Source organism: Clostridium kluyveri, assembly GCF_001902295.1.
In the GTDB taxonomy this organism is placed as follows: domain Bacteria; phylum Bacillota; class Clostridia; order Clostridiales; family Clostridiaceae; genus Clostridium_B; species Clostridium_B kluyveri_B.
Genome location: NZ_CP018335.1, coordinates 2,648,513 through 2,667,683 on the forward strand (window position 1 = coordinate 2,648,513; position 19,171 = coordinate 2,667,683).

The following is a 19,171-nucleotide window of genomic DNA, read 5'->3' on the forward strand; positions in this document are numbered from 1 at the left end:
ATAAAACAAGTTCCATACGACAAACATTGTATGGAACTTACATATAATGACTATATTGAATCTTAATCTACTTTATATTTTTCTTTAAGAACACTAGAGCCTAAACCTGCACTGATCATTAAAATTAAAGGCCCAAAATTCCAAAAAAACCATCCACCATATAAAGTAACATCTAAAGGAATTAACTTATTTAGAATAAGAATACCTATTTTTACTATAAGAAGTACAACTCCAATTAAAAATAAAACATCAAATATTGATTTTAGTTTTGGATGTGCCAATTGCTTACCATCATTTATAACTTTTTCTTTCAATTCCTCATCACTCCGTAACAATTCATCAGTGGTAATATTATAGCGATTGGAATTTAAATGCTTTATGTGTCTACTTTTTCCAAAGAAGAACTGCTTTTGAGGAATTCTTTTGTAGTTCTTTTGTAGATAGTTTTGGAATATGTGAGTAATCCAGATAATATACCGCTGATATCTCTTTTTTTACCTCTATAAATTCATTGTCGTTATCATAATTAAAAAACGTACTATTGTTGATTGAATACTTATATTGCTTATCCTTTTGTGGCTTAGAAAAATGCTTTGTCCATATAGTATCTGTGTAATAAATATATGCAATATGTTGTTTTATACCATCTTTTTCAATTGTGGCGTTCCATTCATATGAACAGTAGTAATCATCTCCGTTAAAATAAATATCAAGCATTCCGTTATCTCCCATTTTCACACTCACTAGTCCATTTTCGTAGGGAATTGGCATCTGGTAGTGAAAGATAAGTAAAAATGCTCCTAATAATACAGCTATTGCACATATAACTGAAACAGCTGATATTATAAGATTTTTTCTGAGCAGCTTCTTTTTTATTCCTTTTAATATATCAGATTTTACTTGCTCTGCTGATTTCTCAGCATTAGTTTTAATGAAATTACTATTCATATCATCAAGATATTTTTGGCAGGTATCACACTCTAGTAAGTGTTCCTCGACAATGGTACGACTTTCCTTACTGCAAATATTATCATGGTAGAGTGGTAGTAAGTCTTTAACTATTTCACAGGAAATTTTCATTTTAACCTCCCCTTGACTTTAATCTTCGCACGATGAAATGTGACTCTTGCCCAACTTTCTGTTTTTTCAAAAAGCTCAGCAATTTGTAAAAAAGATAATTCACCAAACACCCGTAAAGTGAAAACCTCTTTATATGGTTCATCTAAAAAATGAAGTATTTTATGTATTTCCCATGCTATTTCACTATTTATTAACTTTTGTTCAATACACTCGCCTTCATCTTCTTCATGAAATTCATCTGTAATATGTTTATTTTTTTGATATATAGAAAAACAAGTATTTTTTGCTATTTGACACAGCCAAACTCGCATTTTACAGTCTCCTTTAAACTTGTCTATACTTTTCAAAGCCTTGAAAAACGTTTCCTGGGTTATTTCCTCTGCCAAAGTTTCATTACGACATAGTGACAAGGCATATTTATAGACATCAGCAAAATATTGAGAGTATATAACTTCAAAATCAGTCACAGTTTCACCTCGCTCTCATACATAAGACTCTTGAAACTGAATTCTGTTACAATATTTAAAAAATTTTAGTATGCTGCTTAACACATTTGCCTAAATTTATATGAATTAATTTACAAACAAATCATGTCGTTTTATACACAATTTTACATATAGCCGACTATGCTGTAAAGATACCTGTCAGACTGCATGTCAGATTGACAAGGGAAGGAATATGAAATGCCGGAATGGGTCTTGGCCTAAACCCGATATTGTTTCCACCGAAGATGGAAATGGATATATTGATATGGAAGTTGATCGAAGTGATATACCATTCTTATCGGAGTATTTTTTTCACTTGCGTACAGATGCTAAGATAATAGTACCAAGCTTACCATAAGTCTGAACAGAAATTTCTGATTTTTCAGTGTAATTGAGTTCAATTAAAACATCATTTTCTTTAACCTATAGCATAATAATATCAAGCGTATCTCTTGGGCGCCACTTCTTTATATTCACTTTATCCCTCCATTAAAAACCTTACACAATTACTTCTCATATAATACTTGAACTTCTAGTACCTATCATTAAAATATTTCATCCAAACTTTTAGCATTTATCAACTTCCTAAAATTAGTGTATCTAGGTGATTGAGGTGCTAATTTATGATTATTTTTCGGTAATTTTATATCCTGTATTTTAATAGCTTTATCTTTAAAACACACAATATACTTATTGGTATTTTCATATCTTTCGATTTTACTAACTTCTGCATAATAGGTTATTGCTGATATAGGTGCACTCTGATATGCTGCAATATATTTTACCCTTTCTAACATTGAGCTTGACATTCTTATTGCGTACCAACAATCTTCTCCTAAAAATACTTCATTAAAGCCTTCTTCTCTAGCAGGAACTACTATTGTATCCAAATCATCTGCTGATAATTCAGTTTTTGTATCGATATCAGCTTTAATATCTTCCTGAAATGGTTGGAATTTAAATATCTTCTCCCCCTCCTTATTTACAAATGTCTGAAATTCAACAATATCTGTTTTCATAGTTATCTGGCTTAATACATTTTCTAACTCATATGTATTTTGATCAATTACAACTATACATCCTACTTCTCCAAAAACCATTTCTTCAATTAAGTTATCTATATTCCTATACTTAGCTTTTTCTATAAAATCATTAACCAACTCTAAATAGTATTTATTTTTTTGAATTTCTTCTAATAAAAATCTTTTAATTTTTCTTCCACTTGCTTTATATGAAATAGCAAATTTCAATATTTGTTGTCCAATATGTTTATATGGATCATGTGTTACCAATTCATTTTCGATAATGTAAAGTTTTGGTTCATTAACAAAAGAAAAATCTAATAAATATCCATCAGGAATAGATAAAATACTATCCCCTATCCTTTTTTTAATATCAACGTAAATTGACTTTTCTCCAAAAATTTTGTTAGCATTTTCAACTATATATCTCTCAAATTCAGCTTCATTGATGTACTCATAGTAAATAAATTCTTTATCATTAAATATAAGCTTATCCATTAATATCTCTCCAGTTTTAAATATTATAATTAGCCAGTGAAATTCCCACTAGCTAATTAAACTCTAATTCCCCTCTAAAAGCTTTTTGCATAAGGGAATTGAATAGATTTTCTAATTCTTTTAAACTCTCTTCCATTTTAAATTTCAATTTATCGACTTGATTAATGAAGTCTGCAAACTGGTTTTGTAGTTCTATTGGTGGAATATAAATATCTATTTTCTTAAATTCTTCTGCATTTATATTTGCCATTCCTACAATATTCTTTGCCATATTAAATAATTTTGATTTAATATATTTAGTATTCATATATGTTGCAATAAATACTCCATTTGCTTTTTCATTTGGTATCGCCTTTACCAAATATCCAGCATAAGCCATAGGTTCTTGTTCCTTATAAACTGCTGTCTTTCCAACTAATTCTTTACTATTAGTTCTATTAAAAAGGACCTCACCTTTAGATACTAAATATTTTTCTTGATCTTTCTCATCTAAATCAACATATTTCATACTACTAAAATCCCACTCGCCATTGTATGTGATATTATTCATACGTAATATTTTATATTTTCCATTTTGTTCATCAGCTTTATTTCCAGTTCCATATTGTGTTTTGACAATAACATCTACTATTCTTCCTTTTGGCCATCCTTTAGTGTTTTTAACAGGGTCACCAAACATCTCGATAAATCTCGATTTGATTAAATCATTTAGAAGCCTGATGGCTTCCTTCTTCTTTTCTAATGCTTTTTCAGCTTTTTCTAAAACTTGAACTATTTTCTTTTGGCTCTGCAATAGTGGAACCAGAACTTTTATACTTAAAATTTGATCAGGACTTATATTAGGTTGGGCACATCCACTAGCCATTACTCTAATCTTATTTTGTACAGAACCTGATTTTAAATAATAATATAAATAACCATTATCTAATTTTTCTTTATCATACACATAAAACCTGCCAACACGTTGATTAAATAAACATCTCTGATTATCTCTATACATAGCCAATTTACCGGTAGTTGCTCCCGACATAGCTATCAAAATGTCTCCATGATTTACATAATATCTTTCAAATTCACTATTATTAACCTTATAGCAAGTATTATAATCTAACTCTATATTACCATCAACAATATTACCAATTCTAACAATTGGTACAGCATTTTTTGTAAACCTATCACTTTTAAATGCAAAACCGCCATCAATTCTAAGTAAGCTTCCTAACTTCTCAACCTTCCACCCCTCAGGCAATCTCCTTTCCTTCATACTACTTCACCATTCCTTTTAACTCAGCTATGTCACTTAATATTTCTTTTTCTAGAGCTTCAATCCTTTCCAAAATCACCTGTGGCTTTTCATATTCCACTTCTTCATATTCTATTTCCTTGTATTTATTTATGGACAGGTCATAATCATTATCTGCAATTTCTTCTTTTTCCACCCAGAACCATTTATCCTCTTTATCAGGTTCCAATTTATCGTCTTTTTTTACTTTTTTAAAACTTTTTATGATATCCGGTATATCGCTGTTATCTATTGGATTTCTCTTGTCATCCAGTGAAAAGCCATCTGCTGTCATATCATAAAACCATACCCTGTCTGTTTCTCCTCCCTTGATAAACATAAGTATAGCCGTGGAAACCCCCGCATAGGGTTTAAACACTCCCGAAGGCATGGATATGATTCCTTCTAATCTGTTATTCTCCACTAAATCCTTTCTTATTTCCTTATGAACTTTAGTTGAGCCAAACAGCACTCCATCTGGTACTATTACTGCACATCGGCCTCCCAAGTCCAGTATTCTATTTATAAGTTTGATAAATAAAAGTTCTGTTTTTGTAGTACCTGCACCTTTAACCAGAGATTTGCTGATATCTTCCTTGTCTATACTGCCCTTAAAAGGAGGATTTCCTAAAACTAAAGTATATCTGTTCTGCTCTTCATATCTTTTAGACAAGCTGTCACTTTGTACTACATTAGGATTATCTATGCTGTGGAGCATCAAGTTCATAGAAGCTATTCTAACCATAGATGGATCAAAATCAAAACCATAGAACATAGAAGTCCTGAAATGTTCCCAATCCTGGCTGCTCATCATATCACCAATTCTTTTATGGACAATGCCCTCATCATCCGTAAATACACTTTCATGTTTTGTATACTTTTCCAATATGTATTCCAGTGAATTTATCAAAAATCCTGCTGTTCCGCAAGCAGGATCACATATTCTGTCCTCCGCTGTAGGATCTAATTCCACCATCATTCTTATAATATGCCTTGGTGTTCTAAACTGCCCATTCACCCCTGATACTAAAAGTTTGGAAAGCAAATATTCATAAAGATCCCCTTTAGTATCTGCATCTTCCATATTTATTCCATCAATAATTCTCACTGATTCTTGAAGTAGTGATGTTTTAGGTATCATAAATACAGCATCCTTCATTTCCGCAGTAAAACTTGAATCTTCTCCGCCCATATTTTTTATAAATGGGAAAACCTTTTGTGATACCATATCAAACATTTCATTTACATCCAAATGCCTGAAATTACTCCACTTCATCAATTCTTCTGGAAATATTGAAATATAGAGTTTACCAATTCTATTTACCATTTTTTCCTTTGAGCTATCAATATCATCTAATCTTTTAATAAACAAAAGATAAGATATCTGCTCTATTACAGTCAGTGGATTTGATATTCCCCCTGACCAGAAATTATTCCATAGTTTATCAATTTTACTTTTTATCTCGCTGTTTAACATTTATTTTATTCCTTTCGTAAATTATGGTAAAAAGCCTACATATGATTTCAGTTTCTAATCTACCCTATATTTTTTATTTTCATCAGTTAAATATAGTTCTAAATTTCAGTAACCTGAAACTGTGGAAACTTTTCTATCCAATCTTCTATACTTAATATCATTCTTTGTTTTATCTTAATCTCTTTTTTAAATCCAAATTTTGCTTTGATACAAGTTGGTAATTTACCACTCAAATCCTCACTAAGTTTAATTTTCTGAGCTGCATCCATTTCCTTAAATTCAATTATTATTAAATACCATATGGGTTTATCAAAATTTTCTTCTTTTGCCCAGCGTCTTATTAATGTGTCTTTAAACTTTACTCCCAAATCCATTAAAAACAAGTTTTCTTTCCTAACTTTAAGCCTTTCAATCCATTCCTTCTTTTGCTCTCTTGGAACTTTATTGTTTTCTATATCCTTTAACTCTATAAAAAGAAATTTATCTTCAAGTTCCACCACAAAATCCACTCCACCAAGTCCATTCAAAGTACAATCATCTGGTTTATATTTAGATATAGCACTACTAAAATCAAATCTAAACCTACCTTCTTTCATGTAAGAACTATTCATCTTCTGCCTCCTGGGCTGCCTTATCCAATATGTCATTGTATAACCTTTCATTGGCATCTTCAATGGCATTATTATATATTTCTCTATAAATTTGTGCCTTTGCACATTGTACACCATTATCCGTTTTATAGAGTGAATAATATACTACTTCATCATTATCCTTACTTAAAACCTCAAAATACTTTGCAAGGTTATAATCATGGGTAGCAAGAAAAATTTGTACCCCATTACGCTGCAATTCCAAAAGTATTTTTACTATCTGGGGTATGAGCTGAGGGTTGATGTTTGCCTCTGGTTCATCCCAAAATAGTATGCTGTCTCTATTTATTATTCCATTTCGTATTAATTTCCACAACAATCCTATTTTTCTGATACCTTCTGCTTCCATTGAAAATTCAACCTTTAAGCCATTCTTTTTCAATATAAAGAATGTATCATTTTCATAGATTACTTTTCCATCAATGACATCGGATAGTGTTTTTAAAATGTTCTTATTTAAATCTGATACTTTTTTACTCTCTCCTAACTCTGCTTTAGCAATTATATCAATCAATGTTCTATCAAAAGGAATACTTCTCTCGCGTTCTAAGGCTAAAAAGCCTTTTGAATGTGATAGCATCTCCACAGCAGGAATAAATACTGTACTAACATCATAAAATTTTTGACTTAATATACCATCTTTATTTTCATATGGCTTATCCCTATTAAATAAAATTTTTATGAAAAATTTTTGATGCTTATTCCTTCTAAAATAATCTGGTACTGTTTGAACTCCAGTATTATGAGTAAATACATCCTCCCAAAATACCATGGATCTACTATTTCTTTTTGCAAGAGGTGCATACATCAACTTCATCAAATGTGTTTTGCCTGTGCCATTTTCTCCAATTAAAATATTTATTCCCCTGCAAAAATCTATTTCTAAGTTTTCAAACACTGTGAAATTCTTTACATTAATTTTCTCTATATACAATATACCAACTCCTTATGAATATTTTAGGCCTACCTTTTTATTATATTTATCATTTGAAATTATATCCATGTATCCACAAAGCTATATGCAACTAATAATTAAACATCATTATTTACTAAGAAATATACCATGCCCTAAAGGGTGCAATCAATTCAAATACATCATCCGCCATTTTACCAAATATGCCATCCACACCATTTTGGTTAAAATTTGTATAGGGTTCCGCAAACAATGCTGCAAATGATATTCCCCTGTTTTTGGCAATATCATTTTTTATTATTTCTAAAGTTTTTATTTGTGTTGAATTCATTTTATTATGATGTTTTTGAATGAAATTTTCAAATCTTTTATTGAGCTCGACCTCATCAATACCAATAAATTTTCGTATTATTCCAATTATATCTTCCTTATCAATATCAGTTTTTGTGGAAAGTTCGTCAATGCTGTATATAAAATCTTCACCAAATATGGAATATATACTTTGTATTTCCTCTTGAGACAACTTTTCACCTTTTCTAATCTTGTGAATCACAATTTGATCCTTTAATTTATTCTCTATAGCAAGCCTTACCCTCTTTTCATAAGGTTCCATATTACCTCCATAGAGTACTGACGCAGCACTAATTTCTTTAGTTATTGAACCTGTATCCTTTATATCAAGAACTATAAAAGTATTACTGACTTCTCCCTTATATTTCACAAGTTCTCTAAGACTCACTCTGATCTTTTCCAGCCTTTCATAGCTTAAATCCTGCCACCCAAAAGGTTGAAGTAATGACTTCACAAGTTCTCTTTCACCATCAAATTGATTCAAATTAAGCTTTAATCTTGAAAGTTTTTTTATCATATCATTTATTTCCTTTACCAAATTATCTTTATCATTGGAAATATTATTAATCATAATTCTATAGATAGAATTATCAAATCCTACTGCATCTGAATTATCCTTACTTTCTATCCATTTCGTTAATGGTGCAATTTCAAGTTTTAGCTTTTTAATAAAATCCTCGCTTAAATTGTTCCAGTATTCTTCCCTCTTTACCTGTTCTACTTTCTTTCTGTTCTTTTTAATCTCTATGCTGTCCTCCGGTAGTTCCTCTATATCTGCCTTTAATTTAGCTGCAAAGGCTTTACATATATCCAACTCTCCTTTTTCTTTGAATTTTTCTAAAAGACTACACATAATTTGAAACCTCTTTTGAATAGAAGTCTTCTGAGGTTTGGGTTCATACCCCTTCGCATGTATTTCAAAGAACTCAAAATTCTTGTAACAATCAAAAATAGGAAATTCCTTCTTATCCCATCCTTCTCCATACAGGTTTTCACATCTTCTAGTTCCCCTGCCTATCATCTGCCAGAACTTCACTTTTGAATAAACAGGCTTGGCAAAAACCAAGTTAACAATCTCCGGAACATCTACACCTGTATCAAGAAGATCTATTGAAATAGCTATTCTAGGAAAGTCTTCTCCTTTAAATTTTTCTATTAAAACGGATTTATCTTTTATATCGGAATAAATTACCGCTGTAAGTTTGCCTTTGTATTGAGGATAGAGTTCATTAAATAGTAAGTCCAAAAGATTGGCGTGTTTTTTATTTTTAGCAAATATTATGGTTTTGCCGATATAATCTCCTACCTTTATCCCTTTTTCCATTAAGGTTCTTAGTATATACCTGTTGGTATCTTTGTTAGTAATTTTCTTTTCCAGCTCTTTCTTGTCATAATTTATTTCATCACCATCATAACCTTCTTCCTCTATCTGCTGTCTTTGCTCTTCTGTCATTTCATTGTATTTGATACCTTTTCTTAAAAAGTCTGTAGTGGTATCTATAACCCTGGGTTCAATTAAATATGGTGGTACATGATTCCATGCATCTTCTATAGGAAAATTAAATGTTGGATCTCCATTATCACAATTAAATAAGTTAAAAGTATTTCTTTCAATAAAATCCACCGGTGTAGCTGTTAATCCTATTATATGGGAATCAAAATATTCAAGAATATCTCTATATACCTTATAAATACTTCTGTGGGATTCATCACATATTATGAGGTCAAAAAATCCAACACTAAACTCCCTATAATAATTTATCATGGTCTGGTAGGTTGAAAAATATAGTGTAGCTTCTCTATTATCTGAGTTTTTTCCAGTAAATCTACAGGATATTTCTTCCGGCATAAAAGTTTTAAAGCTGTTTTTATCCTCTTTTGCTTGTTTCACCAATTCATCTCTGTCTGCCAAAAACAAAACTCTCTTTACCCAGTTTGCTTCCATCAACCCTTTAGTCAGTGCAATTACCGTTCTGGTTTTTCCCGTACCTGTAGCCATTACCAGTAGGGCTTTTCTTTTTCCATTTTCATATTTTTCATAAACTCTCTTAATACCTTCTATCTGGTATGGCCTTCCGGATATATTTTTATCTATTTTAATTTTATTTAAATCCTTTTTATGTCTATGTTTGAAAAACAGTTCCTCTAAATCCTCCAAAGTATAGAAGCCCCAAATTTGTCTGGGCTCGCTGTAATTATCATCCCACATATATATTTCATATCCATTGGTATAAAAAATTACAGGACGTGCCTTGTATATCTTTTCAATACTATTTGCATATTCCACAGCTTGTTGTCTGCCAATTATAGGATCTACAGAAGTTTTTTTAGCTTCAACCACTGCTACAGGCTTACCTTTTCTATTGAAAAGTACATAATCAGCATATCCTGTTTTACCTTTTCCTTTATGATCTCCTAAAGGCAGCTCAACCTTTACCAATTCCTTATCATTTAAATACCAGCCTGCATCTTTCAACATTATATCTATAAGTTTCTTTCTTGTCTGTGCTTCATTAAATTCCAAGGTGCTTTCAACTTCTTTTTGTACCTTTTTATCTTCTTCAGTTTGAACTAATCCATCCGCTTGTTTCTTTACATCCTTTATCTCTTTTGTATGATCTTCTTTGATTTTTTCTTTTTCCCTGACATAATCATCCATACCATAAACTTTATTACCAGCCGCTTTAGGTTTTGGTATTTTGTAAGTTAATGGTTTAATTGAAGTATCTTTTGTAATTCTAATATAAAGCCATGCAGCTATTTTATACATAGAAACCAGACATTCCAAGGCATACTTTTTATTTTCATATCCATCATGGTTTGCTTTATTTCCAAATCTTCTTACTATATCAAACAAATCTGGAATAGCCTTATTTATATTTGTAGTCCTCAAAAGTTTAATTTTATCGTCCTGTGTAGCAAACCTGCCTGCCTCTACCTTGTACATTGCCAATATATAATCAATTATTTTCTCCCCAAACATACGCATTTTTAACATTGTGGCATTATTATCTGTATGCAGATAGTTTTCTGCCTGTATCCCAAGCTTAGCCAATACAGGCCATTTTCTATTCAGAAATGAAAAATTCGACATGCTCCCAACCCCTCAGTCTGTATTTTAACATATCTATTGAACTTTTTTACATATATCTAAATTATATACTAAATAGTGCTTTTTTTCATTACTACCAATAAAAATAAAACAGAGCAAACTATCTACTCTGTTTTCCACTTTGCTTTATTTTTTAAACTGAGAATTTAACTGCTTTTATTCTATTTATACATCCATCATACTACAAAATGATTAATGTTTAAATTTCTCATATTTATTTCCTAGCTCTGGATCTTCAATTAAAAACAAATATTCTAAAAAATCTACTAAAGTTCCGGGAAAAGCAGTTCTACTATTTCTATTTCAAAAGCTTCCAATATTGTTTTCCATGCCGCATCAAAATCATGTTTCTTTGTCAAAAACTTTCACATCTGTTTCAAATCTTGTTAAGGTTGAACTATAAGAGCTACAAAAGATGTAAATGTTATTTGTTCATTTAAATACAATCCTTGTTAAGGTTCAACCAGATTGGGTTGTTGGCACTATTGCACATTTAGCCGCATTTAAATACAATCCTTGTTAAGGTTCAACGAAAGGAGGAAGAGAATGTCGAGAACTATAGCCAATTTAAATACAATCCTTGTTAAGGTTCAACACGTGGAGCAAACCGTCATTGTAAAATACTTGATACATTTAAATACAATCCTTGTTAAGGTTCAACTTGAAAACGGAAGGATATATAAAAATAGGAATACCATTTAAATACAATCCTTGTTAAGGTTCAACTATACCCACCTGGATAACATCCAGCACCTCTTCCAATTTAAATACAATCCTTGTTAAGGTTCAACAGTTTTATCAAAAAATCCAGAGACTTTTGTAGAAATTTAAATACAATCCTTGTTAAGGTTCAACTTTCCATATCTACAGGATGAACCAGAGTTATATCATTTAAATACAATCCTTGTTAAGGTTCAACAGCAGTTCAAGCCTCAAAGTAAATATATTACAAGTATTTAAATACAATCCTTGTTAAGGTTCAACCTAATGAATCCATAACAGCAACAATCACACTAAACAAATTTAAATACAATCCTTGTTAAGGTTCAACTAATGTAAATTAGCCATTCTTTATTTTTATTATAACCTTAAATGCATTGGTAATAAAGAGTTTGTTCGAAATTTTTCCAACCGTTTTTTATTTTTCAAAATCATTATAAAAAACTGGCTGAAGCCATTGCATTTAAATGGATAGAGATACCTTTATTTTAGAAGTCGGTTGGAAAAATTTTTATCATAACGGTACCCTTGAAATTTAATCGCCACTTTATTCTAAACAATCTCCCACTTCTTTTTATCCTAATACTGCCTAATACTTCCATATATTCTTCAAAGTAAAAAATAAGCAGATCTACACACCTAAATAAGTTCTTCTTTAAATATTCAACAGTTCTAATAGCCTGAATCATAGCTCTTTATAATAGTTATACCAAATACTTTTTCTAAAACATTGCATTAAAATTTACTTGATTAATATTATACCATAGTGTAAAATTACACTATGGTATAATCAATTGCTATAAAAGGATAATTATATCCCATTAAAAATATTATTAATGAAAGGACTACCATGACAAGAGAAGAGTTTATAAAAATAGTAGATTCAAAAATCAAGCTTTTAAGAAATGAAAAGAACTATACCCAGGATAAAATGGCAGATATGCTAGGTATATCGAAGAAAACCTTAGTTCAGATAGAAAAAGGACGACATTCTTTAGGATGGACTACTGCTGTTGCTGCATGCACTATCTTTAAAGATAGCGAAATCTTACAACTGGCTTTTGGAGATGATACAGAGGATATTATACTAACTTTAGCTTTTGACAGTTATGATAATAAAACTTACGAAAAAACCTTAGGTGGACATATATGGTGGAAAGATATTGAACTTAAGGGTAACTATAAGATTCAACAGAATATAATATCAAAACACTATAGAATTTTAAATAATAAGAATATGAGAATATGTTCATCTTTTGATTTTGACTATATACAAGAAAGATTAAAGGAACTTGGAAAATAGCTTTTCACAAAGAAGGTGAAACATTTGAAGGTAAAATCCTTTTTAAGCTTAGCCATTTTTGGCATAAAAACTATACTTTTCAAGATGGAAAAACCCATTTTAGGCGGCATAATTCTTACAGATTATTGTAATTTAAACTGTAAACGCTGTGCTGTCAATAACATAAACAAAATTATATATTCCTACAGGGACATACTAGAAGAAATGAATAACCTCTATAATGAGGGTATTAGGATACTCCTTTTTTATGGTGGTGAAACTTTAATCTGGGAGGATCATAATAAGACAATACATGATCTTATTAAAGAAGCAAAACAAATAGGTTTTTTAATTGTAAATATTGTAACTAATGGTACTATAGATCTGGACATTCCCTATGCTGATACAATATTTCTAAGTCTTGATGGAATTAAAGAAAGTCATAATTTTATAAGAGGTAATACCTTTGACACCATTTTACATAATGTCTCTAAAGCCACCTCTTCTAATATTTGTGTTTACATGGCTGTGAACAATGTGAACTACAAGGATATTGAACCCTTATGTAAATTAGTGAAGAAAACCCCAAATTTAAAATCCATATCCTTTAATTTTCACACCCCTTACAAGGGTACGGAATGGCTTTGCCTCACTAATCATCAAAAAGTGAAGGCTGTAAATTCAATCAAATCTATGATTAAAGAAGGCTACCCTGTATTCAATCTTTACTCTGCCCTGGATCATTACCTTGAAGATAACTGGAAAAGACCCTGTTATCAATGCATAGTTTCTGAAAATAAAAGAAGATTTACCTGCGGCAGATGTATAGAAGTTGAAGGCCTTTGTAAAAAATGCGGTTATCTTTTCGCCATTGAATTTTCTCTTCTTTGCAGGGGAAATATTAGAGTTATTATTGATATGATAAAAACTTATTTAAAATATATTTAGGAGTGCTGTTTAATGATTACGAATTTATTGAGATTTCTTTTTACAAGATCCTTAAGACCTTTTATTTTTAATAACGAAAATAAATATGGGTTCAATACAGATGTCCCGGGGGTCGGTATATATGTCCATATCCCCTTTTGCACTACTCTTTGTCCCTTTTGTCCTTATAACAAAATAAAATATGATGAGACTCTGGCTTCTTCCTACAAGGATGCTTTAATAAGAGAAATTCATATGGTAAGTACTTTAAATAACAAAAAGAATGGGATAACCAGTGTATATTTTGGTGGTGGTTCACCGGCACTTATGCTTAATGAACTTTCTGATATTTTAACTGCACTTAAAAATAATTTTTACATAAAATCCAATATAGGTATAGAACTTCACCCAAAGGATATTAATAAAGAAAGTCTTATGAAACTTAAAAATGTTGGTTTTGACATGGTTAGCATAGGTATCCAGTCCTTTGAAGAAAAATGCTTAAAAGTTTTAGGAAGAGAGTACATAAACGGTGCTGAAAAAGTAAAAATAGCAGTTGCTTCAGGATTCACCACCATCGATGTGGATCTCATGTTTGGCATAAAAGGGCAGACCAAGGAAGATTTAAAAAGTGATTTTTACTGCATTTAATTCAGGAGCAACTCAAGTTTCCACCTATCCTTTTATTGATTTCTCCTATGCAAATAACCAAAGTAAACCTTTGGGGAAAAAACACAAAAAGGAACTTTTTAAATACCTTGAAACAATAAGCAAAGAACTTCAATGTACCAGAACTGCTGTATGGACTTTTGGAAAGAAAGATATTCCTAAATACTCCTCTATTACAAGGGATAACTTTATAGGTTTTGGCTCAAGTGCTACTACTATTTTAAGGGATTTTTTTAAAATTAATACTTTTTCAGTAACAGAATATATAAGATGTATAAATAACAATAAAATACCAACTTCTCTTACTTTAAATTTCACTAAGAGAACCCGTGCACTTTACTGGCTATTTTGGAATTGTTATACTTTAAAAATCCACAATGGACACTTTAAAAGGCTTTTTAATACTGAATTAGAACATACATTTAAACTAGAATTATGGCTTGGAATACTTTTAGGGCTTATTAGTAAAACAAAAGAGGGTTACGAATTAACCAAAAAGGGAGCCTATACATATCACTTAGTTGAACAAGCCTATACTCATCACTATATAGATAAGACCTGGAGAATATTAAAACAAGAAGCATGGCCTGATGAAATAAAATTATACTAAAAAGTTGCTTTAATTATTTCAAAATCCTATTCCCCTATATGATTATTACCAATTTATCTCCAGGCCAACTCCGACTTCCTTTATAGGTAAAAACTTATGTATTTCTGCTTTAACACAAAAAGAAATGCAGTGGCAGGAATATAATTCTTTTACATTATTTTTCTTTAAATATTCAATAGCTCTAATAGTCTGGGAATTTATCTCAAATAAATAGAGTCCCCTCCTATAATTCCAAGTAATTATCACTACAAACTTTTTTAGCATATTCTATTATATTGCATATACCGCTGTGGGAACATCCTGTAACAATGTGAATCCAGTACTTTCATCTTCAATATAATAGGACACAGCAGGTTCGCCATAATAGTATTGATCTATATATGTATTGTTATCTACTTAAACTTTTAGTTTTATTTTTTTACCCTAAAAAATAATTTTTGCCACTGTAAAATATCTTATCTGCGTTTCATATTTTTAATAACCAACTTTGTCTCATTATCAATTCTAAGAGATTCTGTTATTTTCTGAAGTGATTTATTATATGTAAAGTCATCTAAAGAATTGTTTTTTAAATATGTCATTGTAATTTCAGGAAATTTTATATAGCAAATTGATACTGTCCAGGCAACTGCCATTTTTACATAATAGCCAGGGTGTTTTATTTCATCTAAGGTATCAAGCACCCTATTTATATATGTTTCATCTATATAGAAATCCAGTAAAACCACCACTCCAAAACGAACATAAAATTCGTGATTTGATTTTAAGTAAGGCTGTATGAAATTCCACACCCTTTCTTTATTTGATTTTATAAATTTAAGTCCATTACAAAAACTATCACAAATACCCCATCCATCAATCTTAGGAATAAATCCCCTAATAAGTTGAAGTCTCTCCTCTACATCAACTTTTACACAGCCTATCACTATTCCCTGAAGCATTATTTCCTCATAGTATTTACTTTCAGCTGTTTTTAGATATTCTCTCCAATCTCCCTTTGCTATTTCCCTAGCAAGTTTTCTTAGGAGAGGCATTCTAACTCCAATTATATTGGAACCAGTGGGAGATAGTTTGTTATGGAACTCTTTATATTTTTCATCTGACAATTCAAAAATTTTTTGTCGTATTTTTTGATTCAATTTGATTCTCCTTATCTTGGATTTGTGCTTTTAAAAGGTTACCTTATAATTAAGGTTCCTAGTTTTATTTCTAGATATATTATTCATAATTCCTCACCAAAACCTCATTAATCTCTCCTCTCTTATTTCCATTAGAATTAATAAAGCGTTTTGCCTGTATTATTTTAATATTATAATCTTTATATAAATCTAAAATAAAATCTGTTGAAGAATTAGACAGTAGAAACTTAATTCCCTTGGAATTTAATTTATCACATACACTTCTTAGTCTCCATTGTTCATCTCTATTGAATCCTTCTTTAGCATAACCAGTGAAATTCGAACTATTTGATACAGGATCATATGGAGGGTCGAAATATATAAAAGCTCCTTTTCTAATAGATTTGAGAGTTTCTTCATAATCACAACACTTTAATTTAATATTGGCTTCATTTAGGTACTTACTAACAGCTCTTATAGTTATTTCATTAGTTATATTAGGATTTTTATAATTTCCAAATGGAGAATTGAATTGTCCTGCCATATTAACCCTAAATAATCCATTATAACAGGTCTTATTTAAATAATGAATTCTTGAAGCTCTTTCTACTTTTGTGAGTTTCGAATAAATACTTGTCTCTCTATCTAATCCTCTAATTTTATAAAAATAGTCTGGCGTGTTTTTATGTTCTTTTAAATCCTCAATTAACTCATCAACGTTATCTCTTATAGCCATATATAAATTAATCAGCTCTTCATTTATATCACTTACAACTGCTTTCTTAGGTTGAATATCAAATAAGACTGCTGCTCCGCCAAGAAAGGGTTCATAATAAGTTGATATATTTTTAGGAATATATTTTTTTAACTCAGGCAATAGTTGCCTTTTACCACCAGCCCATTTAACAACAGGTTCAACTAACTTATCGTATTTCAATTTTACTCCTCCACCCCTACTTTATATGCCAATTATTATAACCTATTATAAAAAAGCAGAACATATGTTTTAACAAAGCACTTATAAAAAATAAAACAACCCAAAAACATTGAGCTGCTAAAAGCATTATACATTATAATTTAGTGTGGAACAATAGCAGGATACAAAAACACTTTATTGGATTCTTTTACTTTGTACATTTTAAATAATAATCTTACTTTTCTTCCTGATTTAAATACAATTCTTGTTAAGGTTCAACCTAATGTAAATTAGCCATTCTTTATTTTTATTATAACCCTAAACACATTGATAATAAAGAGTTTAATCGAAATTTTTCCAACCGTTTTCTATTTTTCAAAATAACTATAAAAAACTATCCAAAATCATTGCATTTAAACGGATAGAACTACTTTTATTTTAAAAGTCGGTTGGAAAAATTTTTATTCTACAAGTACCTTTAAAATTTAATTTCCAATTTATTCAAAAAATTCCTGCTTATTTTATCCTAATGACACCCTTATTAAGACCTTATATTTTTTTCGAAACAAGAAATATATGGATATATACCTAAATAATTTCTTCCTTAAAATATCGAATAGTTTCAACACCCTTAAAGCATATCTATTTATAATAGTTATAATCAAGTGACTCTTATACTCAGGTGGAGTTTGTTTTCAAGGAATATAATACCTAACTTTAAATAAAATTATAGTATTGGTAATTGGTATCATTCGGATAAATACCCCTTCTAAAGCATTGCATTGAAACTAGCTAAGCTTAAAGGTACTTATAAAATTCAACAGAATATGATATCAAAACACTATAGAATTTTAAATAACAAGAATATGAGAATATGTTCATCCTTTGATTTTAATTATATACAAAAAAGATTAAAGGAACTTGAAAAATAGCTTTTTACAAAGAAGGTAACCCATTTTCTGTATTCAATCTTTCTTCTGCCCCGAACTATTATCTTGGAAACAACTAGGAAAGCCCCTGTTATGAATATATAGTTTCTCAAAATAAAAAAGAGATTTATCTGCGGCAGATATATAGAAATGGAAGACCTTTGTAAAAAATGAGGAGTGCTACTTAATGATTACAAATTTATTGAGATTCCTTTTTACATCATCCTTAAAATTTTTTATTTTTAACAATAAAAATGACTATGATTTTGATACAGAATTCCTCTGTATGATTATTGCCAATTTATTTCCATACCAACACCCACTTCCCCTATAGGTAAGGATTTATACATTTCTGCTTTAACCTGAAAAGAAGTACAGTGACAAGGATATAATTCTTTTATATTATTTTTCTTTAAATACTCAATGGTTCTAACAGCTTGAGAATTCACCTCAAATAAATGTAGCCCTCCTATAATTCCAAACATCCTGTTATCACCGCAAACCTTTTTAGCATATTCTGCTATATTGCATATGCCGCTGTAGGAGCATCCTGTGATAATATAAATCCCCTTTTCACCTTTATACACAAGTGCGGTATCATCCATCGAATAGTCATCAATTGAAATCTCGCCAAAAGACTGTTTACCAATGGGTTTTGTATTTTCAAAATTATTCGTTCTTGGCATTTCACCTAAAAAAGTTATATTTTTGCTTACTTTTTTAGGTTTTTTTGAAAGAATTAAATTACACTTTTTCTTTAACTCTTTTTTTAGCATAGGAGAACAAATTCTAAAACTTTCTACTGTTTTTTCTTTAAAGGCATCAGTGTGTGCAATTATGGAAATATTATTTCTATAATTTTGCTGAAAATAATACTTCAATCCCCCTGTATGATCATCATGTCTATGTGAAATGACAATTGTATCTATATTTTTTAAATCCACACCTAAAGCAGTTGAATTTTTCAAAAATATATCTGAATATCCCACATCAAATAAGAGTCTGGTATCTTCATCTTCAATATAATAACACACGGAAGGTTCCCCATAATAATATTCATCTATATATGTATTGTTATCTACTAAAACCTTTAATTTCATTTCACCACTCGTTTCCATCTATCCTATTAT

At 30.2% G+C, this 19,171-nt stretch carries 17 protein-coding genes, 2 pseudogenes and 1 CRISPR repeat array; of the genes and pseudogenes, 5 read left to right on the top strand and 14 right to left on the bottom strand.

The features are described 5' to 3' along the window. Nucleotides 1-62: 62 nt before the first annotated feature. The 3 genes from BS101_RS12775 to BS101_RS12785 all read right to left on the bottom strand — a co-directional run bounded on the left by BS101_RS12775 (nt 63) and on the right by BS101_RS12785 (nt 1,547). Nucleotides 63-314 carry a hypothetical protein gene (locus tag BS101_RS12775; RefSeq protein ID WP_198039476.1) on the bottom strand — a complete coding sequence of 84 codons (252 nt, stop codon included), beginning with the start codon at nt 312-314 and terminating at the stop codon, nt 63-65. Between the two features lie 70 nt (nt 315-384). Beyond that, a complete protein-coding gene (locus BS101_RS12780) occupies nt 385-1,080 on the bottom strand; it encodes a zf-HC2 domain-containing protein (protein ID WP_073539172.1) in 696 nt (231 codons plus the stop codon). After that, nucleotides 1,077-1,547, bottom strand: coding sequence for an RNA polymerase sigma factor (locus BS101_RS12785; protein WP_073539173.1), 471 nt, complete (start codon nt 1,545-1,547; stop codon nt 1,077-1,079). The genes BS101_RS12780 and BS101_RS12785 overlap by 4 nt, the downstream gene beginning before the upstream one ends. Nucleotides 1,548-1,758: 211 nt before the next feature. On the opposite strand from BS101_RS12785, the gene BS101_RS22770 reads away from it, so the two are divergent. Continuing rightward, nucleotides 1,759-1,923: a hypothetical protein gene (locus tag BS101_RS22770; RefSeq protein WP_156876046.1), complete on the top strand. Its 165-nt coding sequence runs from the start codon at nt 1,759-1,761 to the stop codon at nt 1,921-1,923. A gap of 187 nt (nt 1,924-2,110) precedes the next feature. Here the strand turns inward: BS101_RS22770 and BS101_RS12790 are convergent, their stop codons facing one another. From BS101_RS12790 to BS101_RS24600, 7 genes and pseudogenes are all read right to left on the bottom strand, one after another. Further along, nucleotides 2,111-3,085: a hypothetical protein gene (locus BS101_RS12790; protein WP_073539174.1), complete on the bottom strand. Its 975-nt coding sequence runs from the start codon at nt 3,083-3,085 to the stop codon at nt 2,111-2,113. A 52-nt stretch (nt 3,086-3,137) separates the two neighbouring features. After that, nucleotides 3,138-4,349: a restriction endonuclease subunit S gene (locus BS101_RS12795; RefSeq protein ID WP_073539175.1), complete on the bottom strand. Its 1,212-nt coding sequence runs from the start codon at nt 4,347-4,349 to the stop codon at nt 3,138-3,140. A gap of 1 nt (nt 4,350) precedes the next feature. Continuing rightward, nucleotides 4,351-5,844 (bottom strand): type I restriction-modification system subunit M, encoded by a 1,494-nt coding sequence (locus BS101_RS12800; RefSeq protein WP_073539176.1) that lies wholly within the window; start codon nt 5,842-5,844, stop codon nt 4,351-4,353. 98 nt (nt 5,845-5,942) lie between these two features. Continuing rightward, nucleotides 5,943-6,455: a hypothetical protein gene (locus BS101_RS12805; RefSeq protein ID WP_073539177.1), complete on the bottom strand. Its 513-nt coding sequence runs from the start codon at nt 6,453-6,455 to the stop codon at nt 5,943-5,945. Further along, nucleotides 6,448-7,428, bottom strand: coding sequence for an AAA family ATPase (locus BS101_RS12810; protein ID WP_073539178.1), 981 nt, complete (start codon nt 7,426-7,428; stop codon nt 6,448-6,450). Before BS101_RS12810 ends, BS101_RS12805 begins: the two co-directional genes overlap by 8 nt. A gap of 115 nt (nt 7,429-7,543) precedes the next feature. After that, complete coding sequence (locus BS101_RS12815; RefSeq protein ID WP_073539179.1) at nt 7,544-10,852, bottom strand: DEAD/DEAH box helicase family protein; 3,309 nt, start codon at nt 10,850-10,852, stop codon at nt 7,544-7,546. A 287-nt stretch (nt 10,853-11,139) separates the two neighbouring features. Then, nucleotides 11,140-11,229: pseudogene (locus BS101_RS24600) on the bottom strand (Rpn family recombination-promoting nuclease/putative transposase); the annotation flags it as partial. A 75-nt stretch (nt 11,230-11,304) separates the two neighbouring features. Further along, nucleotides 11,305-11,921: a CRISPR direct-repeat array (repeat unit 30 nt; unit sequence ATTTAAATACAATCCTTGTTAAGGTTCAAC). 519 nt (nt 11,922-12,440) lie between these two features. Between BS101_RS24600 and BS101_RS12820 the strand changes: the two are divergent. The 4 genes from BS101_RS12820 to BS101_RS23860 are packed head-to-tail and all read left to right on the top strand — an operon-like array spanning nt 12,441 to nt 15,078. Next, nucleotides 12,441-12,893 (top strand): helix-turn-helix transcriptional regulator, encoded by a 453-nt coding sequence (locus tag BS101_RS12820; RefSeq protein ID WP_073539180.1) that lies wholly within the window; start codon nt 12,441-12,443, stop codon nt 12,891-12,893. A gap of 15 nt (nt 12,894-12,908) precedes the next feature. Continuing rightward, nucleotides 12,909-13,820: a radical SAM protein gene (locus tag BS101_RS12825; protein ID WP_347472774.1), complete on the top strand. Its 912-nt coding sequence runs from the start codon at nt 12,909-12,911 to the stop codon at nt 13,818-13,820. Nucleotides 13,821-13,832: 12 nt separating this feature from the next. Then, nucleotides 13,833-14,450, top strand: a complete 618-nt coding sequence (locus BS101_RS23855) for a radical SAM protein (RefSeq protein WP_242951255.1) — start codon at nt 13,833-13,835, stop codon at nt 14,448-14,450. Then, nucleotides 14,431-15,078 (top strand): hypothetical protein, encoded by a 648-nt coding sequence (locus tag BS101_RS23860; protein ID WP_242951256.1) that lies wholly within the window; start codon nt 14,431-14,433, stop codon nt 15,076-15,078. Before BS101_RS23855 ends, BS101_RS23860 begins: the two co-directional genes overlap by 20 nt. A gap of 45 nt (nt 15,079-15,123) precedes the next feature. On the opposite strand, the pseudogene BS101_RS23865 reads toward BS101_RS23860, so the two are convergent. From BS101_RS23865 to BS101_RS12850, 4 genes and pseudogenes are all read right to left on the bottom strand, one after another. Then, nucleotides 15,124-15,394, bottom strand: a pseudogene (locus BS101_RS23865) (MBL fold metallo-hydrolase); the annotation flags it as partial. A gap of 139 nt (nt 15,395-15,533) precedes the next feature. Continuing rightward, on the bottom strand, nt 15,534-16,217 hold the full coding sequence (locus BS101_RS12840; protein ID WP_073539183.1) for a DNA alkylation repair protein: 684 nt from the start codon (nt 16,215-16,217) through the stop codon (nt 15,534-15,536). A gap of 79 nt (nt 16,218-16,296) precedes the next feature. Then, a complete protein-coding gene (locus tag BS101_RS12845) occupies nt 16,297-17,133 on the bottom strand; it encodes a DNA adenine methylase (protein ID WP_073539184.1) in 837 nt (278 codons plus the stop codon). 1,198 nt (nt 17,134-18,331) lie between these two features. Beyond that, nucleotides 18,332-19,141, bottom strand: a complete 810-nt coding sequence (locus BS101_RS12850) for an MBL fold metallo-hydrolase (protein WP_073541323.1) — start codon at nt 19,139-19,141, stop codon at nt 18,332-18,334. Nucleotides 19,142-19,171 lie beyond the last annotated feature (30 nt).

Excerpts from the sequence above, each read along its gene's own strand:
- BS101_RS12780 (WP_073539172.1), bottom strand. The coding sequence starts at position 1,080 with ATGAAAATTTCCTGTGAAATAGTTAAAGACTTACTACCACTCTACCAT.
- BS101_RS22770 (WP_156876046.1), top strand. The coding sequence starts at position 1,759 with ATGAAATGCCGGAATGGGTCTTGGCCTAAACCCGATATTGTTTCCACC.
- BS101_RS12790 (WP_073539174.1), bottom strand. The coding sequence starts at position 3,085 with ATGGATAAGCTTATATTTAATGATAAAGAATTTATTTACTATGAGTAC.
- BS101_RS12795 (WP_073539175.1), bottom strand. The coding sequence starts at position 4,349 with ATGAAGGAAAGGAGATTGCCTGAGGGGTGGAAGGTTGAGAAGTTAGGA.
- BS101_RS12800 (WP_073539176.1), bottom strand. The coding sequence starts at position 5,844 with ATGTTAAACAGCGAGATAAAAAGTAAAATTGATAAACTATGGAATAAT.
- BS101_RS12805 (WP_073539177.1), bottom strand. The coding sequence starts at position 6,455 with ATGAATAGTTCTTACATGAAAGAAGGTAGGTTTAGATTTGATTTTAGT.
- BS101_RS12815 (WP_073539179.1), bottom strand. The coding sequence starts at position 10,852 with ATGTCGAATTTTTCATTTCTGAATAGAAAATGGCCTGTATTGGCTAAG.
- BS101_RS12820 (WP_073539180.1), top strand. The coding sequence starts at position 12,441 with ATGACAAGAGAAGAGTTTATAAAAATAGTAGATTCAAAAATCAAGCTT.
- BS101_RS23855 (WP_242951255.1), top strand. The coding sequence starts at position 13,833 with ATGATTACGAATTTATTGAGATTTCTTTTTACAAGATCCTTAAGACCT.
- BS101_RS12850 (WP_073541323.1), bottom strand. The coding sequence starts at position 19,141 with ATGAAATTAAAGGTTTTAGTAGATAACAATACATATATAGATGAATAT.